The 17,705-nt window shown below is 60.0% G+C and carries 15 protein-coding genes; 9 read left to right on the top strand and 6 right to left on the bottom strand.

All coding sequences use genetic code 11. The features are described from left to right. Window positions 1-34: 34 nt before the first annotated feature. The 6 genes from ACTO3O_RS01700 to ACTO3O_RS01675 are packed head-to-tail and all read right to left on the bottom strand — an operon-like array spanning window position 35 to window position 7,053. Window positions 35-1,102 (bottom strand): CRISPR-associated protein Cas7, encoded by a 1,068-nt coding sequence (locus tag ACTO3O_RS01700; protein ID WP_297829618.1) that lies wholly within the window; start codon window positions 1,100-1,102, stop codon window positions 35-37. 31 nt (window positions 1,103-1,133) lie between these two features. Continuing rightward, complete coding sequence (locus ACTO3O_RS01695) at window positions 1,134-2,411, bottom strand: hypothetical protein (protein WP_297829621.1); 1,278 nt, start codon at window positions 2,409-2,411, stop codon at window positions 1,134-1,136. A 9-nt stretch (window positions 2,412-2,420) separates the two neighbouring features. Further along, window positions 2,421-4,610, bottom strand: coding sequence for a CRISPR-associated helicase Cas3' (gene cas3 / locus ACTO3O_RS01690; RefSeq protein WP_297829624.1), 2,190 nt, complete (start codon window positions 4,608-4,610; stop codon window positions 2,421-2,423). 16 nt (window positions 4,611-4,626) lie between these two features. After that, window positions 4,627-5,211: a hypothetical protein gene (locus ACTO3O_RS01685; protein ID WP_298080513.1), complete on the bottom strand. Its 585-nt coding sequence runs from the start codon at window positions 5,209-5,211 to the stop codon at window positions 4,627-4,629. A 13-nt stretch (window positions 5,212-5,224) separates the two neighbouring features. After that, a complete protein-coding gene (gene cas6, locus ACTO3O_RS01680; RefSeq protein WP_297829630.1) occupies window positions 5,225-6,025 on the bottom strand; it encodes a CRISPR-associated endoribonuclease Cas6 in 801 nt (266 codons plus the stop codon). A 50-nt stretch (window positions 6,026-6,075) separates the two neighbouring features. After that, on the bottom strand, window positions 6,076-7,053 hold the full coding sequence (locus ACTO3O_RS01675) for a DMT family transporter (RefSeq protein ID WP_298080510.1): 978 nt from the start codon (window positions 7,051-7,053) through the stop codon (window positions 6,076-6,078). A 74-nt stretch (window positions 7,054-7,127) separates the two neighbouring features. Here ACTO3O_RS01675 and ACTO3O_RS01670 point away from each other — a divergent pair, with 74 nt between their 5' ends. From ACTO3O_RS01670 to ACTO3O_RS01630, 9 genes are all read left to right on the top strand, one after another. Then, window positions 7,128-7,823 carry a hemerythrin domain-containing protein gene (locus ACTO3O_RS01670; RefSeq protein ID WP_297829636.1) on the top strand — a complete coding sequence of 232 codons (696 nt, stop codon included), beginning with the start codon at window positions 7,128-7,130 and terminating at the stop codon, window positions 7,821-7,823. Further along, on the top strand, window positions 7,820-8,440 hold the full coding sequence (locus ACTO3O_RS01665; protein ID WP_297829639.1) for a response regulator transcription factor: 621 nt from the start codon (window positions 7,820-7,822) through the stop codon (window positions 8,438-8,440). The genes ACTO3O_RS01670 and ACTO3O_RS01665 overlap by 4 nt, the downstream gene beginning before the upstream one ends. Window positions 8,441-8,693: 253 nt before the next feature. Next, window positions 8,694-9,284 (top strand): HmuY family protein, encoded by a 591-nt coding sequence (locus tag ACTO3O_RS01660; RefSeq protein WP_297829642.1) that lies wholly within the window; start codon window positions 8,694-8,696, stop codon window positions 9,282-9,284. Between the two features lie 9 nt (window positions 9,285-9,293). Next, window positions 9,294-11,300, top strand: a complete 2,007-nt coding sequence (locus ACTO3O_RS01655) for a TonB-dependent receptor plug domain-containing protein (RefSeq protein ID WP_297829646.1) — start codon at window positions 9,294-9,296, stop codon at window positions 11,298-11,300. 3 nt (window positions 11,301-11,303) lie between these two features. After that, entirely contained in the window at window positions 11,304-15,404 is a 4,101-nt protein-coding gene (locus ACTO3O_RS01650; protein ID WP_297829648.1) for a cobaltochelatase subunit CobN, read from the top strand. Window positions 15,405-15,412: 8 nt separating this feature from the next. Next, window positions 15,413-16,087 carry a hypothetical protein gene (locus tag ACTO3O_RS01645; RefSeq protein WP_297829651.1) on the top strand — a complete coding sequence of 225 codons (675 nt, stop codon included), beginning with the start codon at window positions 15,413-15,415 and terminating at the stop codon, window positions 16,085-16,087. A gap of 5 nt (window positions 16,088-16,092) precedes the next feature. Beyond that, entirely contained in the window at window positions 16,093-16,725 is a 633-nt protein-coding gene (locus ACTO3O_RS01640) for a MotA/TolQ/ExbB proton channel family protein (RefSeq protein WP_297829654.1), read from the top strand. Beyond that, window positions 16,722-17,048, top strand: a complete 327-nt coding sequence (locus ACTO3O_RS01635) for a DUF2149 domain-containing protein (RefSeq protein ID WP_297829657.1) — start codon at window positions 16,722-16,724, stop codon at window positions 17,046-17,048. Before ACTO3O_RS01640 ends, ACTO3O_RS01635 begins: the two co-directional genes overlap by 4 nt. Window positions 17,049-17,097: 49 nt before the next feature. Continuing rightward, window positions 17,098-17,679 carry an anthranilate synthase component II gene (locus ACTO3O_RS01630; RefSeq protein WP_297829659.1) on the top strand — a complete coding sequence of 194 codons (582 nt, stop codon included), beginning with the start codon at window positions 17,098-17,100 and terminating at the stop codon, window positions 17,677-17,679. The last annotated feature ends 26 nt before the right edge of the window (window positions 17,680-17,705 follow it).

Genomic DNA, 17,705 nt, shown 5'->3' with positions numbered 1-17,705 from the left:
ACTCAAAATAATCAGACAACAAATAAAAACAAACCTACTTCTGATGCTCGTAGTCGAACGCCAGCATCCGTTCGGTCAGATCGCGTTCCGCAGCCGCCAGCGCGTCGGCACTCTCGATCGAGGTGGCGAAATAACCGGCTGCCGGCAACGTGACGAACACATCTGCTCCGGCCGAACCGTCCACGATCGGTTTCGCCTTCGGACGGTCTCCCCCGTCATCGATCAGTTTGGTGCGAATGGCACCGGCCAGCGTATTGGCATTGTCGCTGATCGCCACCGCCAGCGTCTCCATCAGGCTGAACGTCCGCGCCTGATTGGAGGTGATCCGCCAGTTCAACAAGGCATGCGCCAAGGCCGGAATCACCTCTTCGCGTTTCTCTTTCGGCAGAACCAGACAGTGTCCGAACCTATTCTCGCTCTCGATCCACCCCTCGTTTTTCAACGTCTCGATCATCTCCGGCGTCAGCTCCGGTTCGTGCGGGTTGGTCGATACGCAAAACAGCCGCCGTAAATCGATCGCCACGTCGAACACAAAGAGCCCGCTGGCCCGCCGGTTGTCAGGAATCCAATGACGACGGGGCAACGTCCGGCAATTCCCTTTCAACCATTCGTCGATCTGTTCCTCAGTCATCGGCTCCTTTTGGCCCTCCATCCGGACGATCACCGGGTGGTTTTCCGGCCGGTCGCTGCGGTCGAAAGTCAGATTTTCAGTCTCCATCTCCATCCCGCCCAACAGCGGATGCAGCGGCCGCATGGCCGAAATCGACAACGGACTGCGCCGCTTCACGGTATAGTTCTCCGACGCAGCCCGCATCCAGCCGCCGATCAGCTGATCGACGTAATGCGGATCGCACGGCGACCACGGTTCCTTGTTGGTCATCTTGCCGGCCTTATTGATCTCGTAGTTGAACGTGATGGGCGCCATCGGTGCATCCAGCGCATCGGTCAGCGCCTCCAGTACGGAACGTTTCACCTGTTGTCCGCTGGAGTAGGCCATCCGGCGTCCGAAAGTCGGATCATAATAAGACTTCTGACCGTCCTGCACACAGAAAACGGTATGGTCGGCATGGCGCAGCACGCGCAGGTAGATATACGGATTCATCGTTCTATGGGATTTTATTGGTTTCTCTTTTTTACAACACGACGTACTCGACCCGCAGCAGTCCGAGGAAATACGGCACATTATCGGAAGGCATATTCCCGTTGATCAGGGTGTAGACCTCGTATAATTTCGAATGCTCGCCCAGCACACCGACCACCGGCAGAATCGCATCATTAAACGCCGTCCGATGGCGGGCTTTCAGGAGATTCTCGATCTGATTTCCCCGATCGGTTTTTCCCTGCTTGCTTTCGAGCACATACGTATGTAATTCCACAGCGAGTTCACGGGCAACAGTCCGCAATTCTTCATTATTCAGCATAGCCAGTATCCAGGTTAAGTAGGTTTGAAAAGTGATCTTGTTCTGTTCGTCGTCCGGTTTGTATTTCAACGCCTTGCGCCCCTCCATAATCTCCCGCAGCCCCTTCGGCTCCATCGCCCGGATACCGATGCTCCCCTGCTGGCAGCACCGTTCGAACCCCCAGGCCGTTCCGAAGAGAGTTTTCGCCTTCCGGGCCGACTCGATACCGAACAAGCGAACGTACAAATCGATGGGCCGTACGATCTCTGGCAATTCGAACGGGATAAATCCGATCGTCTCGTTGGTCTGCCCCGATTTCCAGATGTATCCCATCAGCCGTTCCTGTGGAAAATGGCGAGCAATTTCCTGTAGAATATTCGCCCACCCCTCCGTTTCGAAGCCGACCGACACCCCTCCCGCCACCTTCTCGTGAGGCAGGAAATTATCGGTCGGATAGTCCGGATCGAAATCCTCGCTGAAGCGATGCCGCACCCAGCAGCCGTTCCACGTCAGGGCCTTGTTTCCCTCGGCCCGCGAGACACCGTTCAACAACTCCCGGTAATATTTCCACCCGTCGAAAACGGCGAGCAGAATCTCCGGCCGGTCGAACAGAATCGCCCAGCCGCCCGCCACACCGACACCCAGTGCCGCCCCGATCCACGAAAGGTAGTAATCCTCCGGCTCCAGCGGCAGCACCATATCGGTCACTTGTCCCGACGTCGTGCCCGTCACACTTTTTGCAGGAAAACCTAACGCAACACTAGCATCAGCCAATGTCCCTGCTTTAGCAATACCCACATGCAATTTTCGCAACTTTTCAATCCGTATTGCAATTGATGTAGGTTTTTCACCCTGCACAAACGGCGAATTGGTCGGCCACAACATATACTTCTCGTGGTCGAAAAACAACGGATGGAACACCTCCGTAAAAAAGCGTTCCGCGTTGTAGTCCGTCCCCTCGCGGGCGTTGTACGCCTCCAGAAAGAGGCCTCCTATATACGATGTTATCATAATCCGAAACTACAAAAAACGATTCGTCACATCCTCGAATTCCGGTCGGGCGAACTCAGGCAAAAAACCCGCCTCCGGCGAATAAGCCCGATCCGGAACCACATACGGCTCGCTGCCACACTCCGGCAAACGGTTCAGACCGCTATACCGCACCGTCCGCACGGAGACCGGAATCTCCATCGCCAGCCGCTCCGCCGCCGACGCCGTCCGATACCGCCCGACATCACCCTCGACGATGCAGGCCGCCGAATCGATATCCAACGCCTCCAACAAAGCCGACTTCGCCTGATGGATCAGACCGCCGATCCGCCACCGTCCGTCACGATAAGCGGCCAGAAGACCCAACTCCTCCGCCCGAGCCGGTATAGCCTCATAGAGCGCATCCAGCCTCCGCTGCACATCCCGCTCCCGAAAGAGGTCGCCGTCCGGCAACAGGTCGAAACTCCGCTCCAGCACCTCCGCATCATAAGGCGCCGCCTCCCGCACCCCGTCCGGAGGCGCCACCACATACACCGGCCGGAAATTCCCCCGCGTTTCAGGTGTCCGCCGCCGGTTGATGCGTCCGAAACGTTGCACCAGCGCATCCAGCGGTGCACACTCGGTGACCATCACATCGAAACTGATGTCCAGACTGACCTCCACCACCTGCGTGGCCACCACGACACAACCCTCGCCCGCCGGCAGCCGGTTCAGCTCCCCGACCAGCCTCTTTTCGAGTCCCGCCCGATCACCCCGTTTAAAGCGACTGTGAATCAACATCACCGGCACTTCCGTCCCATACTCCTCCGCCAGCCGGTCATAGAGTTCCTGCGCCCGCGCCACCCGGTTGCAGACCGCCAACACCTTTTCACCCCGCTCCACCGCCTCCCGCACCACCGACCCGGCCGCCTCCCAGTTCGTCAGTTTGTACACCCGATGACGGTCGAACGTATCCAACACCTCCGTCGGCAACCGCACCTCGCAAACCCGCTCCGGGCCGCCCAGCAGAGCCAGCATCCGGTCGTACAACGCCCTCGGCATCGTCGCCGTTCCCACATGCACCCGACACCCGACCGACAGCAACACCTCCGCGATCTTCAGCACAACCGCCTGAATCGTATCGCTATACGTATGAATTTCGTCCAGAATCACGTCGCATCCCTGCAAATCGGCCAGCATCGCCTCATACCCCTTTACTCCGAACGCTACGGCAGCCATCTGGTGCGGCGTCATCACTTTGACCGACGCCCCCGGATGCCGTTGCAGAATCCTTTCCTCCCATCTTCCGCCCTCGTTCCTCAGCATCGACGAGGCGTGCAACAGCCTTACATCCGCTCCTGTCCCCTCCAGATCGTGCCGAATCCGATCGTACATCGCATTGATCGAGGCCTGAAACGGCAGCGTGTAGAAAACCCGCCCGCGACACCGGCGCAACAGGAAATCGGTTTTGCCCGCCCCCGTCGGCGCCGTCACAATCGTGTGCGGCCTCGCATCCGCCGCATCCATCAGGGAGAGCGGATAAAGCTCGTGTCGCCGCGAAGCGTAATAACTCAGATCCGGCACCCGGAAAATCCGTTCGGCATCGATCCGATCCGCCGCCCCTCCCTCTGCCAACGCCGAAGCCATCCCGTCGGCAGCCATCAGAACACCTCGCCAGAGCGACCACTCTTTCCGCCGTATCCGCTCCCGACAATAAGCCACCGCCAACTCATATCCCGCCCAAGCCTGTTCCAACGAATACGGAGTCCGTGCCGCCTCCGGCCCGATCAGACCGACCTCGCGCATAATCCCGCACGCCTCCGCACACCAAGTGTCGAATCCGGCACTATGTATCTCGAACGATTTTTCATTGTCGTCCAAATCCAACAGCCCCAACTCCCGTACATCCTTCTTCGCCGATTTATGGTGCGCCGCCACCATCTCGACCACCGGGCCCCGCCACGCCTCGGGCAACAACAGCAGAAAGAACAGCGAAGCAATCTCATGCCGAAAAATCGTCCCCTCCGGCCTCGTTCCCCGCAGCCGCCGTTGGAACACCGGCGACACCTTTCCCACATCGTGTAGCAACGCTCCCGCCGCGGCCACCTCTTCATCCACACCAACCGCCGCAGCCACCCGACGGGCCCAAAAGGCCGTCTGTCGCAAATGATCGACCAGCGGCAACCCCTGCGCCTCGCCTACCCGAGGCGTTTTCGCCCAGATATGATCATATACACCCATCGCGTTGCACCGACCGCTAATCTGCGTCGTATTTCGGCATCTGTATCGGATTGCCGGCCACCTCCAGCCGGCCGTACATCATCTCGTGCGCCTCGCTGAAACGGTTGAACCCCACCGGAGAGACCCCTCGCTCCCCCTTTCGGCAGAAGCGCAGCTCGTAGCCCGGCAAAGCATCGAACTCCGCACTCGACATCAGCCCCACCTCTCGTTCCGGAAACAGGATATCTTCGTTCCGACAGAGACAAATATGCTGACTCGCCGCCCGTTCCGCCTCTTCGGCCGAAGCGAAAGCCAGCGTCAGAACCGGCGACAGCAATACACCCCGATTCAGGATCGACCGCGGCCGCGCCATCCGCTTCTGCTTCGGAAAGTGCTCCCACCCCCGCGGCTGCGTCTGCTCCTGCTGCACGCTGAAGCCCGCATAGGTCAGCTTATGACGCAAAATCGCACCGACCTCCAGCTTCTGCCGAATCCCCTCGACGATCGACGGCGTCAGAAACTGTAGGCTGTACGTTCTGGAGTCGCGCACCGCAAACCACGGCTTGATAAAACCGAACGTCCCCCGATAAGTCACCGTATAATACGACTGTTCCATAGCCATATATTTCGAAAAATCACATTCTACCGATAAATCCGAACCCCAACGATCCCTTTTCGCCCAACCCGCAATCGCCCGCCAGGTCGAGCAACTCCGGCGAACACCTCAACCGGAACGCATAGTTATACCCGACAACTCCCGTCTCCTGCGGCGTAAACCGTTTAATCGCAATCCTTTTCTTTCGCACCGCTCCGCACACCTCGAAATCGAAATCCATCGGCCCCTCGTAGTCCTTGCCGTAGAAAAAGCGGTATTTCTGACAGAGGTTATTCCGCAACGCCTCGGCCATCCCCTCTGCCTCCGGAGCGAGGTAGTCCGCCCGTCCCGTCTGCGGATTCTTCCGCGAGACGCACACCGGCGACAACGTACGGAACACCCCTTCGGCCCATCCCTCGTCGTTCACAGCCACCGTGTGAGAAAGCGGCGGCAGAATCGTCAGGTCGACTACTCGGAAAACGACGCTCGACACCCGGTCGCCCACCTCCAGCACCTGATCGGCAAAGGCCCCTTTTACGAAAGCTGCCGTACTGCGCTCCGGCAGAAAAGAGAGATAAAACGTCGCCCGGTCTCCCTCGATATGCAACCGATCCGCCTCCACCACGAACCGGGGAGTCCGGATATTCGAAAAGCAGAAGAGCTTCATCCGCTTGCCACCCCGCTCGTCGTCCGTGAAACCATTATCGTGCAACCAAGCCGCATACTCGGCATCGCACCGGCTCATACACCGGTAGACAGCCGCCGCCAGCTCATACTGATAATTGAGCGGCAACACCCGTCCCGACATCCGGTCTATCTGCAACTCTATCTTGAAACGCATAATCCGAAAGATTTACTCAAAAATACGTTTTTCAAACCGAAAAACAAAATCTATTTACGCCTCTTCTCCGTTTGGAGGATTACGACCACCACCGACCCGATAATCAGACTCAACCCCAGCGCACCTTTCCACCCGAACGGCTCCGAAAACCAGAAGACACCCACCAGGACAGCCACCAGCGGTTCCAGCGACCCCAGCACCGAAACGATCGTCGACCCCACCCGCTCCACCGCCATCACCAGCGTCAGGTCGGAAATCACCGTCGAAACCAGCGCCAGCACCAGCAGGTTGAACGCCGTCCGCCCGTCCCGCACCAGCTCGATTCCCGTCGTCATCTCGGCATGCGTAGCAAACATCAACGCCCCCGCCAACAGGATGTAGAAAGTCAGCGGAATCGGATCCATCCGTCCGATCCCCGACTTATTGACCCCGACAATATAGATCGAATAGGTCACCACCGTGAGCAGCACCGTCGCAATCCCCTCATAGCTGACCGCGCCGCCCGTCCAGTTGAGCAGCGCCACTCCGGCGATCGAGACCGCCGACGCTCCGAAAATCCAAATCGACTTCGGTTCGTGGTAAAAAGTCACCATAATGAGCGTCACCAGCACCGGATAGAGAAAATGGATCGTCGTCGCCACCCCGCTGGGAATCATGCTGTACGACTCCAACAGCCACATCGACGTGGCGGCATAGAACCACCCGAGCACCACCAGCTTCGTCCCCTGCCGGAAGTTGATCCGGAAACTCTTTCCCCGCATCGCTCCGATCAGACCGATCAAAATCGTCGCCAGCCCGAAACGGTAAAACAAAATCGACGGCCCGGACATCGTCCCCGCCGACAAGATCGGAACGGTGAACAACGGAATCAGTCCGAATGTGGCGGAAGAGATCAACGCATAAGCGATTCCCCGAGTCTTTCGTGCGGACTCCTGCCGCGGTGTAGCGACTGTCTTTTTCATAGCTCCCGCGAAGATACGGATAAATCCCGCCACCAGCGCCACTGGCCGCTGCCGAATTCCCCCCATTCGACCAGCGTCGATTTTCACATCTGCTCCGAAATCGACATCTTTGCACCGAACGAACTCTCCCTGCACTGCCCATGAAACACCTGCTCTTCTCGGAACACCAGAAGATGGCCGAACTGATCCACACCAACTACCGACTGCTGTTCGTGCTGCCTCGGTTCGGCATCCGGCTCGGTTTCGGCGAAAAAAGCGTCGGCGACATCTGCCGCGCGCACGACCTCTCGACCAGCCTTTTTCTGCTGGTGTGCCACATCTACACCTTCCACGACTTCCTGCCCTCGCCCGACCAGCTTGATTCATTCACAGCCGAAGAGTTGACCTGCTACCTGCACCGGTCGCACACCGACTACCTCGACAACCAGATACCCGAAATCCGGCAGCAGGTGCTCGCCCTCGCCGCCGGCTGCGAAGCCCGGAACGGACGGATTCTGGAACGCTTCTTCGACGACTACAGCCGCGAGGTCATCAGCCACTTCAACTACGAAGAGACCGTCGTCTTCCCCTATATCCACAACCTGTCGGAGGGGCGCCTCTCCGACGAAGGCTACTCCATCGGCCAGTTCGAGGAGAACCACAGCAACATCGAAGAGAAACTGGGCGACCTGAAAAACATCCTCATCAAATACCTGCCCGACAGCCTGCCCGAAGCGTCGCGCAACCGGCTGCTGCTCGACCTTTTCCTGCTGGAAGACGACCTGAGCAAACACTCCCTGATCGAGGATCGCATCCTGGTACCCCTGGTCGAACAATTGGAGGAGAAGACGCGATGAACGACCGACCGAACAAAAAAATCCGGCTCGCCATCGTCGAGCCTTCGCCCCTGCTCGCCGCCGGATTGCAGTCCGTGCTGACCGGTGCCGGCGGCGAGTTTGACCTCTGCGGCCTTTTCGACGAGCTCGACCCGCTGCTTGAACGCGCTCCGATCGTGCGACCCGACCTGGTGCTGATCGACCCCGCCGTGATCGACTTTCGAAAACGGAACACCCTCCACGGCCTATTCGACCGCCTGCCCGAAACGGCTTGGGTAGCCGTCGTTTACGGCTTTATCGAGCCGGAGACACTGAAGCAGTACCACGGCGCCGTGCACATCTACGACGACCGACCGAAAATCGTCCGCAAGCTGCGCCGGGCCATCGAAGAACGGGCCCGGGAGAGCGACAACGCGACCGGAGAGAACTACGAACTGACCGACCGCGAGAGCGAGATCCTCGTCTCCGTGGCCAAAGGGATGACCAACAAAGAGATCGCCGACGCGCACCACATCTCGGTACACACCGTCATCTCGCACCGCAAGAACATCAGCCGGAAGACCGGCATCAAAACCGTCTCGGGGCTGACGGTTTACGCCCTGCTGAACAACCTGTTAGACCAGTCGGAGGTCGAATAATCACTCCTCGTCCCACTACCAAAATCGGGGATATCCTCTCCGTTTTTTCCTCACATTTGGGGATTTCCGCCCCGCCCGGATTCGCTGACCTTTGCGATGTAAAAATCACGCAAAGATGTCAGCGAATTTATTTTGTAAGCCAACTAAATAAATGCCCGAGAGCCCCTGTCCCATCCGGAAGCCATGCCGGAAACGGACAGGAGCTCTTTTTCATCTCTGCCTTCCCAATCGATTCACAACAAAAAAATATACCATGAAAAAACGTTCACTCTTTTTCCCGACCCTTCTGTGCGCCACGCTGACCTTCACTGCCTGCAAAGACGACAAAGGAGTCCCCCCTCCGCCCGCCAGCGGCACATTCACCGTACGCGCTCCCGTTTTCGACCGTTGGACCTACTTCTCGTTCGAACAAAGCGACACCATTCAGACCGACGGCAGCTATACCGCCCTCGCCGACAGCCGTTCGTGGGATCTCGCTTTCCACCGAGGCGACATCCGCACCAACGGCGGAGCCTCGGGTCCCGGCCGGGGAGGAGCTTTCAAAACCGAAGCGGTCGAAATGAGCGCCGTGACCGAAAATCCCGCCGAAGTCACCTACACACCCGACGTCCGGGCCGAGATCACATTCCCGACCATGCGCGAAACCGCCGACCAGTCCCGCAACGAAGTACTCGCCGACTGGTATACCAGCTCCGGCATGCCGCCGACCTACGTCGTACACCCCGACATCTACCTGATTCGCACGGCCGAAGGCAAATACGCCAAAGTAAAATTTCTGGATTACACCAATGATCTGGGCGCCGGCGGCTATATCACCTTCACCTACGAATATCCTGTCGAATAATCCCACACCATGCGACATATCCTACTGGCGGTCGGCAGCCTGGCTCTGCTGGGCCGTCCTGCCCTATCTGCCAAAGAGAAAACCCCTCCCGGAGGAGCCGACGATCCGCTCTACGATCTGAAATCGGAAGAGATCGTGGTGACCGCCACCCGCACCCCGAAGCTGCTCAAGGACGCTCCGGTCATCACCCGCGTGATCCGCTCCGAAGAGATCCGGAAAACCGACGCCACCACCGTCAAAGACCTGCTGGAGCTGGTCATGCCGGGCATCGAATTCACCAGCCACGGCGGCACCGCCAACATCAATCTCGCGGGCATGGGCGCCAACTACGTGCTCTTCCTGATCGACGGCGAACGGATCGCCGGCGAAGCCCGCGACAACATCGACTACGACCGGCTGAACGTAGCGAACATCGAGCGGATCGAAGTAGTCAAGGGAGCCGCCTCGGCCCTCTACGGCTCGAACGCCATCGGCGGCGTGGTAAACATCATCACCAAGAAAGCCACCAAGCCCTGGCAGCTGAATCTGAACGGCCGATACGGAAGCCTGAACGAACAGCGCTACGGCGGTTCACTGGGTTTCAACACCCGCCGGTTCAACAGCTTCACGACGGGAACCTACAAACACCGGAACAGCTATTCGATGACCGACAGCAAAGTCTCCTACATCGAATACCCCGACGGCACGCAGCAGCCGACCGACGAGCTTCCGACCACGACCCGCATCTACGGATACAGCGACTGGGACATCGACCAGAAATTCGTCATCCGACCGGTCGATCCGCTCACCATGACCCTCGCCGGCACCTACTACAACCACGAACAATACTCCAGCGACAAAGTCCACGACCTGTTCCGCGGCTACACCGGCCGGATCCATCTGAACTACGCCGTCAATGAGCGACAGAACATCGAGGCGAGCTACAAATTCGACGAATACGACAAGTTCGACTACTACCTGCGGCTGGACGAGAAAGACAAAAATTACGTCAACATACAACATACGGCCCGGCTCCAATACAACAACACCTTCCGCAAAGCCGGGACACTGACCGTCGGCGCCGAATTTTTCGGCGACAAACTGGACACCTACCAGTTCAAGGGCGACGAACCGGAACACTCGACCGAGACCTACGTCGCTTTCGCCCAGCACGACGTGAATCTTCTGCCGCAGCTCAATCTCGTCTACGGCGCCCGCATAGACTACCATTCGACCTACGGCGCGCATCTCACCCCGAAGGCATCGCTGATGTACAAACTTCGTCCCGTGACCCTTCGGGCCTCTTACGGCGAAGGCTTCAAATCGCCCACTCTGAAAGAGCTCTACACCGACTGGAGCCACCAGGGGATGTTCCAGCTGATCGGTAATCCCGACCTCGTGCCGGAAAAGAGCCGGAACATCTCGTTGTCGGCCGAATACACCCGGAAACGTTTCTCCGCCTCCGTGATCGGCTACTACAACCGCATCCGGGACAAAATCTCGACCGTATGGAACAACGCCGGCGACTCGTCGTTCTACGCCAACATCGGGCACGCCGAAGTGTGGGGCATCGACGCCCACGTATCGGTCAAACTGCCCCACGGCTTCGGCCTCACCGCCTCCTACGCCTACGTGCACGACTCCCAGCCGGTGGATGGGGTGAACACTTCGACCACCCGGCCCCACTCGGCCACCCTTCGGTTCGAATACGGTCTGAAACGCAAAAACTACGGCTTAGACGTGCACCTGACCGGTCGCATCCTGAGCGCCGTGACCACGCACACCTTCGACGACGCCTACGTGAACCCGGACGGCACGACGGGAGCCCTCTACCGACAACGCTACCCGGCCTACACCATGTGGAAGCTGGTCGTGACCCAACGGCTCCGCAACGCCGTAAGCCTCAGTCTCGGCGCCGACAACCTGTTCGACTACCGGCCCGACGTCCACAGTTTCAACACCTCCGTCTCGCCGGGAATCACCTTTTTTGCCGGTCTCTCGCTCGACATCGAACAACTCGCCCGAAAAAAACACTAACCTATGAACCGCAAAAAGATACTGCTGCTCGGCTTCGTTCTCCTCGCACTCGCGGGCGTCGGCTACGCTCTCCTGAGACCGACCCGGGTGGCGCTGGTCAATTTCCCGCGCTACCAGACGGCCCGCATGGCCCAATCGTTGGATAACCGCTCGATCAAACTCTTCTCGGTGGAACTGGAAGAGTTCGAGACCTTGAAAAACTACGACGCCGTGCTGATCTTCGGCATGGGCATCCGGATGACCGACGACCACCGGGCCCTGCTCGAAAAGCTCAAGGCCAAAGGAACACCGATCTACTCTACCTCGGTGACCGACCCCGTGAACCGCATCACGAGCCTCGACTCCGTCCGACAGTCCACCGTGAAAGCCTACCTAGACAACGGCGGCACACGGAACTACCGCAGCCTGTTCAACTACATCCGCCGCGAGCTGAAGGGCCGGAAGCTCTTTACCGGCCCCGTCGAACCGCCCGTGGCGATCAGCAGCGACGTCCTGTTCCATCTGGACGACGAACAGACCTTCTCCACTGTCGACGAGTTCGACACCTATTACACCGCTCAGGGTTTCCGCCGCCCGAACGGCCCGAAAGTGACTCTGCTGGTCGGCATGGCCGGGCCGTTCGACACCAACAAAGAGCACCTCGACTCACTGATTACGGCACTCGAACGGCGCGGCATGAACGTCTATCCGATTTCGAGCTTCGGCCGCCGGCTGGAGCTGTTGCAGGAGATCGGGCCCGACGCCGTCGTCTACCTGCCCCACGGCCGTCTGGCGATGGGACAGGGCGAACGGGCCGTCGAGTGGCTCCGGGAACGGAACATTCCGCTCTTCTGCCCCCTCACCCTCAACGACATCTACGACCGCTGGATGGAAGACCGGCAGGGAATGGTAGGCGGTTTCCTGAGCCAGAGCATCGTCATGCCCGAACTCGACGGCGGCATTGTTCCGATGGCCCTCAACGCCCAATTCATCGACAACGAGGGACTCTACCTTTTCAAATCCATACCCGGCCGGACAGAACAATTCGCCGCCACCGTCGCGAACTACCTGAAACTCCGCACGAAGCCCAACAAGGATAAAAAAGTAGCCGTCTACTACTTCAAAGGCCCCGGCAGCCACTCGCTGGTCGCCTCGGGACTCGAGGTACTGCCCTCGCTGTACAACTTTCTGAAGAAACTGCAAAGCGAGGGGTACGACCTGAGCGGCCTGCCCGCTTCGGAAAAGGAATTCGAGAAACTGGTGATGGAGCACGGCCCGGTCTTCAACAGCTATGCCGAAGGGAATATCGAGCGTTATTTGCACTCCGGTCATCCCGAACTGATTCCGTCCGCCGACTATAACAGCTGGCTGCGCCGGACATTGCGACCAGAACAGTACGCCGAGCTGACCTCCAAACACGGCACGGCTCCAGGCGCCTTCTACACCGCCGGCGACAGCATCGCCGTGACCCGGATACGGTTCGGAAACATCGTCCTGCTGCCCCAGCCGATCCAAAGCACCGGCGAGAACACCTTCGCCGCCGTTCACGGCGACAACCCGATCCCGCCCCACCACTACCTGGCCTCGTACCTCTGGACACGCTACGGTTTCGAGGCCGACGCCCTGATCCACTTCGGCACGCACGGCTCACTGGAGTTCATTCCCGGCAAACAGGTCGCCCTCTCGACCGCCGACTGGAGCGACCGATTGGTAGGCGACCTGCCCCACCTCTATCTCTACACGATCAGCGATGTCGGCGAGGGCATCATCGCCAAACGGCGCACCTATGCCGCCACCGTATCGCACCTGACCCCGCCTTTTATCGAAACCGCCCTGCGCAGCACGGTGGAGACGTTGTCGGAACGCATCCGAAACTACCTCGCCCAAGAGGAGTCCCAACGGACGCCGCACGAAAACCTCTCCATCAAGCAATTGACCCTGCAAATGGGGCTCCATCGCGATCTGAAATTAGACAGCGTGCCGAATCGGCCCTACACGGACGAAGAGATCGAACGGATCGAAAATTTCGCCGAAGAGCTCTGCTCCGAGAAGATCGCCGGCGGAATGTACACCCTCGGCGCGGCGTTCACCCCGGAAAAGATCCGCTCATCGGTCGAACTGCTCGCCACCGACCCGATCGCCTACGGACTGGCCGCACTCGACAAGGCAACGGGTAAAGTCACGCAGAAGCAGATCGACCGGGCAGCATTTTTCAACCGCCGCTACCGGACTCCCGCCCGTCAGACGGTCGAACGCCTGCTGACCCAGCCCGCATGGACGACGGAAGCCGCCCTGACTTCGCTGGGCATCTCGCCCAAACAGCTGGCCCGGGCCCGACAGATTCAGACCCTGTTGCAGCCCCAAAACCGCCTGGCCATGCTTCGCGCCAGACCCGCCGCTCCATCCGCCATGCCGACCGACACCCTATCGGCTGCCGAAAAAGCATGGGCCGAAGCCCTGACCCAGATCGCCGACGCGGTAACGAACGTGCGCAACTACCGTTCCGCCCTGGAAAAGAGCCCGAACGCCGAACTGACATCGCTCGTCCGAGCCCTGAACGGCGGCTACCTCGCCCCGACGCCGGGAGGCGACTACATCGCCAACCCGAACACCCTGCCCACCGGGCGCAACCTCTACTCCATCAACGCCGAGGCGACTCCCTCGTCCGACGCCTGGGCCAAAGGCGTCGCGATGGGGGAACAGATGCTGGCCGACTACCTGAAAAACCACGGCGGCAACTATCCGCAGAAAGTGAGCTTCACCCTCTGGTCGGGCGCCTTCATCGAAAGCGAAGGAGCCACCATCGCCCAGATTCTGTGGCTGCTCGGCGTAGAGCCCCTCCGCGACCAGTTCGGCCGCGTGATGGACATCCGTCCGGTTCCGGCCTCCGAGCTGAACCGCCCGCGGATCGACGTGGTAGTACAGACCTCCGGCCAGCTGCGCGACTTAGCCGCTTCCCGGTTAGCCCTGATCCAGAAAGCGGTCGACTTGACAGCCGCCCTCGAAGACGGAGAAAACTACGTCGCCCAGGGACGTTTGGCTGCCGAAAAAGTGCTGCTCGAAAAAGGTTTTTCACCGAAAGCGGCCCGCGAACTCTCGACCCGCCGGATTTTCGGCGGCCTGAACGGCATGACCGGCACCGGCATCACCGGCATGGTCGAAAGCGGCGACCGCTGGGAAAAAGAGAGCGAGATCTCCGAAGTCTACCTCAACAACATGGGCGCCGTCTACGGCAGTTCCGAAACGTGGGGCGACTTCCGGGCCGGCGTCTTCGAAGCCGCCCTGCAGAACACCGATGCCGTCGTACAGCCGCGGCAAAGCAATACCTGGGGCGCGCTGAGCCTCGACCACGTGTATGAATTCATGGGCGGCCTGAACCTGACCGTCCGGAACGTGACGGGGCGCGATCCCGACACCTATTTCAACGACCTGCGCAACCGCCACCACGCCCGCGTGCAGGAGCTCAAAGCCGCCATCGGCGTCGAAACGCGCACCACCCTCTTCAATCCGGTCTATATCCGCGAACAGATGCAGGGAGGCGCCTCTTCGGCCGAACGGTTGACCGAAGTCGTGCGGAACACCTACGGATGGAACGTCATGAAACCGGCAGCCATCGACCGGGAGATCTGGGACGGCATCTATCATATTTATGTCGCCGACCACCTGCATTTAGGCACTCAAGCCTTTTTCGAACGCGAAAACCCCGCCGCCCTGCAAGAGATGACAGCCGTCATGCTGGAGACCGCCCGCAAAGGCTACTGGCAGGCGACATCGGAACAGCTGAAGAGCCTCGCCGAACTACACAGCGGGCTGGTGACCCGTCACGGAGCGGCATGCAGCAGCTTCACCTGCGACAACGCCAAACTGCGCGACTTCATCGGTCGGCAACTGACTCCCGAACAGGCCGAAACCTACCGGACATCCGTCGACCGGGCCCTTTCCGCCGCCCCGTCGGAGGGCACGGAACAGCAGGGAACGGTGCTCGAAAAAGAGACCTTGAACCGCGCTGCCGACACCCGCCGACCCTTCGGCAGCCTGGGTATCGCCCTGGGAGCCTTCGGCCTGATCTGCGCCGCCGCAGGCGGCATCCGAATCATCCGCAAGCTGCGTAAAAGAAAGGCATAACCCCGACTATGGAAAGCGTTCTACTCCTTCTGACCCTGCTGGCGCTCGTCAAAGCGACCCTGAGCGGCAGCCTGCTCCCTCGGCGATGGCAACGCCTGACATTCGGAGCGCTGTATGCCGCCAGCCTCTGGGTTTTCCGCCCCTACGCGCTGGAATTCAACAAACTGCAAGTCGAATCCGCCCTGTCGGAGCCGCAGGCCCTGACGAATCTGTCGCTCGTCGTGATGCTCGACCTGCTCGTCACCTGCGCCGCCTGTCGGGCCTGCCTCGCTCCGCAACGCGCCCTCCGGCGGCTCCGCTATCTGCCCTCGCTGCTGCTCTTCCCCGCGCTGTTTTACGTACAGGTCGATCTCTTCTTCACCTGCACCGGTCAGGCGTTCACCACCCTGACCCTGTGGCTCTCGATCGGGATTTTCGTACTGCTGAGCGGCGGCGGATACCTATGGCGGAGGTGGTTTCCGTCCGACGAGAGTCGCATCGAGCCGACCCTCCTGTGCGGAGTGCTGATCTTCGCCCTGACCGTCTGCTGCACCGTCTTCCACCCGTCGGCCACCGTGGTCAGCCACAGCACACCGATCGACTGGCGCGGCACGGGGCTGGCCCTCTCGGTCACAACCCTACTCCTCGCAGCGGGATATCTTGCACCCCGCTTTCTGAAAAAGCTGAAAAAACAACACAACTAATAAATATGGAATACGTTTCAAACCTCCTCTTCTGGATATCAAACGGCCTGCTGGTACCCGTTATCGTCGGCCTGCTTCTCGTCTTCGTCCAGGCGATTTTCCGACTGGGCGGCTTTTATAACCGATACCAGCAACGCCGCCAAGCCAGTCGGACGATCCGCCCCCGACTCGACAGCCTCGACAGCGCCGACCTTCCCGCTTTCGGCGAACTGCTCGCCGCCCAGCCGACATCGGACTTTACCCGTGCCGCCCGCCGACTGATCGACGGCAACGGCTCCGAAGCCGCCAACCACCGCATCGTTTCGGACTACGAGATCGCCGCCGACCGGACACTGGGACGCGCCCGGCTGCTGACCAAATTCGGTCCCATTCTGGGCCTGATGGGCACCCTGATTCCGATGGGGCCCGCCCTGACCGGACTCTCGACCGGCGACGTCGCCACCATGGCCTACAACATGCAAGTCGCCTTCGCCACCACTGTCATCGGCCTCTTCGCCGGCGCCGTCGGCTTCGTCCTGCTCCAGATCGAACAACGCTGGACTGCCCGCGACCTCGCCTCGCTGGACTACCTCTCGGCCCTCGCGCTCGAACGGCGCCGCCCGGACGCGAACGCCCACCCCAACACCCCGCAAGCATGAAACGCAGAAAAATCCTGAACACGGGCGAAGACCACGACCCGGTCGCGCTGCTCTCGAACCTCTTCGACGTAGCGATGGTCTTCGCCGTCGCCCTGATGGTCGCCCTGGTGACCCGCTTCAACATGACCGAACTCTTCTCGCAGGAGGACTATACGATGGTCAAAAATCCCGGCACCCCCGAAATGGAGATCATCGCCAAAGAGGGTCAGACCATTACGCGCTACAAACCCTCCGAATCGCAGACGAGTTCGGGCCCCAAAGGACGCAAAGTGGGCGTCGCCTACGAATTGGAGAGCGGCGAGATCATTTACGTACCCGAATAGCTCCGATTTTTCGTCTATCTTTGTCCGACATCCGCCGGTCGCGAACGACATGAAAATTCTGGTGCTCGACAACTACGACTCCTTTACCTACAACCTCGTCCAACTGCTCCGCGAGGCCGGGGCCGACCGGATCAACGTGCGTCTCAACGATCGGATCCCGCTGGAGGAGGCGGAGTCCTACGACAAAATCGTGCTCTCGCCGGGCCCGGGAGTGCCTTCGGACGCAGGCCTCCTCCTGCCCCTGATCCAGCGATACGCCCCTGCCAAAAGCATCCTCGGCATCTGCCTCGGCGAACAGGCCATCGCCGAGTGCTTCGGCGCCCGGCTGGCCAATCTGCCGCAGGTCTGTCACGGCATCGCCAGCCGGATCGAAATCGTCGAACCCGACCCGCTGTTCGCCGGCCTCCCGGCCCGACCGGAGGTAGGACGCTACCACTCGTGGGTCGTCGATCGGCACGGATTTCCGGACGATACCCTGAAAGTGACCGCCGTGGATGCCGACGGAGCGATCATGGCCCTCGCCCATCGTCGCTACGATGTGCGCGGCGTGCAGTTCCACCCCGAATCGATCCTCACGCCGGAGGGGGGACGCATGATCGCCAACTGGCTCCGATACGACCCGAAAGGCTGAAACCGGCCGCAACGGTTTTACAACGG

Source organism: Rikenella sp. (assembly GCF_056799795.1).
The sequence above is the reverse complement of the archived record's forward strand: the minus strand, read 5'-3'. Positions and strand labels throughout refer to the sequence as shown.

Bases quoted from the DNA above. Each gene is read 5' to 3' on its own strand.
- ACTO3O_RS01700 (WP_297829618.1), bottom strand. From the start codon at position 1,102: ATGAATCCGTATATCTACCTGCGCGTGCTGCGCCATGCCGACCATACC.
- ACTO3O_RS01695 (WP_297829621.1), bottom strand. From the start codon at position 2,411: ATGATAACATCGTATATAGGAGGCCTCTTTCTGGAGGCGTACAACGCC.
- cas3 (WP_297829624.1), bottom strand. From the start codon at position 4,610: ATGGGTGTATATGATCATATCTGGGCGAAAACGCCTCGGGTAGGCGAG.
- ACTO3O_RS01685 (WP_298080513.1), bottom strand. From the start codon at position 5,211: ATGGCTATGGAACAGTCGTATTATACGGTGACTTATCGGGGGACGTTC.
- cas6 (WP_297829630.1), bottom strand. From the start codon at position 6,025: ATGCGTTTCAAGATAGAGTTGCAGATAGACCGGATGTCGGGACGGGTG.
- ACTO3O_RS01675 (WP_298080510.1), bottom strand. From the start codon at position 7,053: ATGGGGGGAATTCGGCAGCGGCCAGTGGCGCTGGTGGCGGGATTTATC.
- ACTO3O_RS01670 (WP_297829636.1), top strand. From the start codon at position 7,128: ATGAAACACCTGCTCTTCTCGGAACACCAGAAGATGGCCGAACTGATC.
- ACTO3O_RS01665 (WP_297829639.1), top strand. From the start codon at position 7,820: ATGAACGACCGACCGAACAAAAAAATCCGGCTCGCCATCGTCGAGCCT.
- ACTO3O_RS01660 (WP_297829642.1), top strand. From the start codon at position 8,694: ATGAAAAAACGTTCACTCTTTTTCCCGACCCTTCTGTGCGCCACGCTG.
- ACTO3O_RS01655 (WP_297829646.1), top strand. From the start codon at position 9,294: ATGCGACATATCCTACTGGCGGTCGGCAGCCTGGCTCTGCTGGGCCGT.
- ACTO3O_RS01650 (WP_297829648.1), top strand. From the start codon at position 11,304: ATGAACCGCAAAAAGATACTGCTGCTCGGCTTCGTTCTCCTCGCACTC.
- ACTO3O_RS01645 (WP_297829651.1), top strand. From the start codon at position 15,413: ATGGAAAGCGTTCTACTCCTTCTGACCCTGCTGGCGCTCGTCAAAGCG.
- ACTO3O_RS01640 (WP_297829654.1), top strand. From the start codon at position 16,093: ATGGAATACGTTTCAAACCTCCTCTTCTGGATATCAAACGGCCTGCTG.
- ACTO3O_RS01635 (WP_297829657.1), top strand. From the start codon at position 16,722: ATGAAACGCAGAAAAATCCTGAACACGGGCGAAGACCACGACCCGGTC.
- ACTO3O_RS01630 (WP_297829659.1), top strand. From the start codon at position 17,098: ATGAAAATTCTGGTGCTCGACAACTACGACTCCTTTACCTACAACCTC.